Source organism: Neisseria sp. P0001.S005, from assembly GCF_051963715.1.
In genome coordinates, this window is sequence record NZ_JBQCTZ010000343.1 from 1 (window position 1) to 2,151 (window position 2,151).

At 53.4% G+C, this 2,151-nt stretch carries 4 protein-coding genes; 3 read left to right on the top strand and 1 reads right to left on the bottom strand.

The features are described from left to right. From minD to ACTHSP_RS19915, 3 genes are all read left to right on the top strand, one after another. The coding region (minD, locus tag ACTHSP_RS19905) for a septum site-determining protein MinD (protein ID WP_440346763.1) at positions 1–786 on the top strand (786 nt) is incomplete at its 5' end. 3 nt (positions 787–789) lie between these two features. Then, positions 790–1,053: a cell division topological specificity factor MinE gene (minE, locus tag ACTHSP_RS19910; protein WP_003680625.1), complete on the top strand. Its 264-nt coding sequence runs from the start codon at positions 790–792 to the stop codon at positions 1,051–1,053. Between the two features lie 3 nt (positions 1,054–1,056). Beyond that, positions 1,057–1,977 carry a hydrogen peroxide-inducible genes activator gene (locus tag ACTHSP_RS19915; protein WP_049330768.1) on the top strand — a complete coding sequence of 307 codons (921 nt, stop codon included), beginning with the start codon at positions 1,057–1,059 and terminating at the stop codon, positions 1,975–1,977. 63 nt (positions 1,978–2,040) lie between these two features. Here ACTHSP_RS19915 and ACTHSP_RS19920 read toward each other — a convergent pair. Beyond that, positions 2,041–2,151, bottom strand: a 111-nt coding sequence (locus tag ACTHSP_RS19920; RefSeq protein WP_440346764.1) for a glycine zipper 2TM domain-containing protein, incomplete at its 5' end; no start/stop codon positions are given.

The following is a 2,151-nucleotide window of genomic DNA, read 5'->3' on the forward strand; positions in this document are numbered from 1 at the left end:
AAAGGCGGCGTAGGCAAGACCACTACCAGCGCCAGCATCGCAACCGGCCTGGCCCTGCGCGGCCACAAAACTGCCGTGATCGACTTCGACGTCGGTTTGCGCAACCTTGACCTGATTATGGGTTGCGAACGCCGCGTCGTATATGACCTCATCAACGTTATCCACGGCGAAGCGACTCTCAACCAAGCCCTGATTAAAGACAAAAACTGCGAAAACCTCTACATCCTGCCTGCATCGCAAACCCGCGACAAAGACGCGCTGACCCGCGAAGGCGTGGACAACGTGATGAAAGAGCTGTCCAGCAAAAAAATGGGCTTCGAATTCATCATCTGCGACTCCCCTGCCGGTATCGAACAAGGCGCACTGATGGCGCTCTACTTTGCCGACGAAGCCATCATTACCACCAATCCGGAAGTATCCAGCGTCCGCGACTCCGACCGTATCTTGGGCATTTTGCAAAGCAAATCCCGCAAAGCCGAACAAGGCGGTACTGTTAAAGAACACCTGCTGATTACCCGCTACTCCCCTGAGCGCGTGGCCAAGGGTGAAATGCTGTCTGTACAAGATATCTGCGACATCTTGCGTATTCCGTTGATCGGTGTGATTCCTGAATCACAAAACGTCCTGCAAGCTTCCAACGCCGGCGAACCTGTCATCCACCAAGACAATGCCGCAGCAGCAGAAGCCTACAAAGACGTTATCGCCCGCCTCTTGGGTGAAAACCGCGAAATGCGTTTCCTCGAAGCTGAGAAGAAAAGCTTCTTAAAACGACTGTTCGGAGGTTAATACATGTCACTGCTCGATATGCTGTTCGGCAGAAAGCCGAAAACCGCCACAGTCGCGCGCGACCGCCTGCAAATCATCATCGCGCAAGAGCGCGCACAAGAAGGCCAAGCTCCGGACTATCTGCCGACCCTGCGTAAAGAGTTGTTGGAAGTCCTGTCCAAATACGTCAACGTATCATTGGACGACATCCGCATCTCCCAAGAGAAACAAGACGGCTTGGACGTTCTTGAGCTGAACATCACCCTGCCGGAACAAAAAAAGGCTTAACACATGACCTTGACCGAATTGCGTTACATCGTAGCCGTCGCACAAGAACGTCACTTCGGACGTGCCGCACGACGCTGCTTTGTCAGCCAGCCCACCCTCTCCATCGCCATCAAAAAGCTGGAGGAAGAGCTGTCGGTATCCCTGTTCGACCGTAGCAGCAACGACATCATCACGACCGAAGCGGGCGAGCGCATTGTCGCCCAAGCCCGCCGGGTTTTGGAAGAAGCCGAACTCATCAAGCACCTTGCCAATGAAGAGCAAAACGAATTGGAAGGCGCGTTCAAACTCGGCCTGATTTTTACCGTTGCCCCCTACCTTCTGCCCAAGCTCATTACCGCGCTGCGTGAAACCGCACCGAAAATGCCGCTGATGCTGGAAGAGAACTATACCCACATCCTGACCGAGTCGCTCAAACGCGGCGATGTCGATGCAATCGTCGTTGCCGAACCGTTCCAAGAGCCGGGCATCGTGACCGAGCCTCTGTATGACGAACCTTTCTTCGTCATTGTTCCCAAAGGCCATCACTTTGAAGAACTCGATGCCGTTACGCCTCAGCTTTTGGGCGAAGAACAAGTGTTACTGCTGTCCGAAGGCAACTGTATGCGCGACCAAGTGTTGGCAAGTTGTTCCGAATTGGCTTCCAAACAAAAAATCCAAGGTTTGACCAATACCCTGCAAGGCAGCTCCATCAACACCATTCGCCACATGGTTGCCAGCGGCCTGGCCATCAGCGTCATGCCGGCTACCGCGTTGACCGAAAACGACCACATGCTTTTTAGCATTATCCCGTTTGAAGGCACCGCACCGCACCGCCGTGTCGTTTTGGCCTATCGTCGCAACTTTGTCCGTCCAAAAGCACTGACTGCTTTGCGTACTGCCATTTTGCAATCGCAACTGACCGGTGTAACCTTCGTCAACGAATAAACCACAAAACAAAAGGCCGTCTGAATGTTCAGACGGCCTTTTTATTTTTAACCGAATAAAGGATTAGTAGCGGGTATGAACTTGACTGCCGATAACACCACCCAAAGCCGCACCACCCAAGGTAGAGCCGGTATCGCCACCAATCAAGTTACCTGCCACGCCACCCAATACCGC

Bases quoted from the DNA above. Each gene is read 5' to 3' on its own strand.
- minE (WP_003680625.1), top strand. From the start codon at position 790: ATGTCACTGCTCGATATGCTGTTCGGCAGAAAGCCGAAAACCGCCACA.
- ACTHSP_RS19915 (WP_049330768.1), top strand. From the start codon at position 1,057: ATGACCTTGACCGAATTGCGTTACATCGTAGCCGTCGCACAAGAACGT.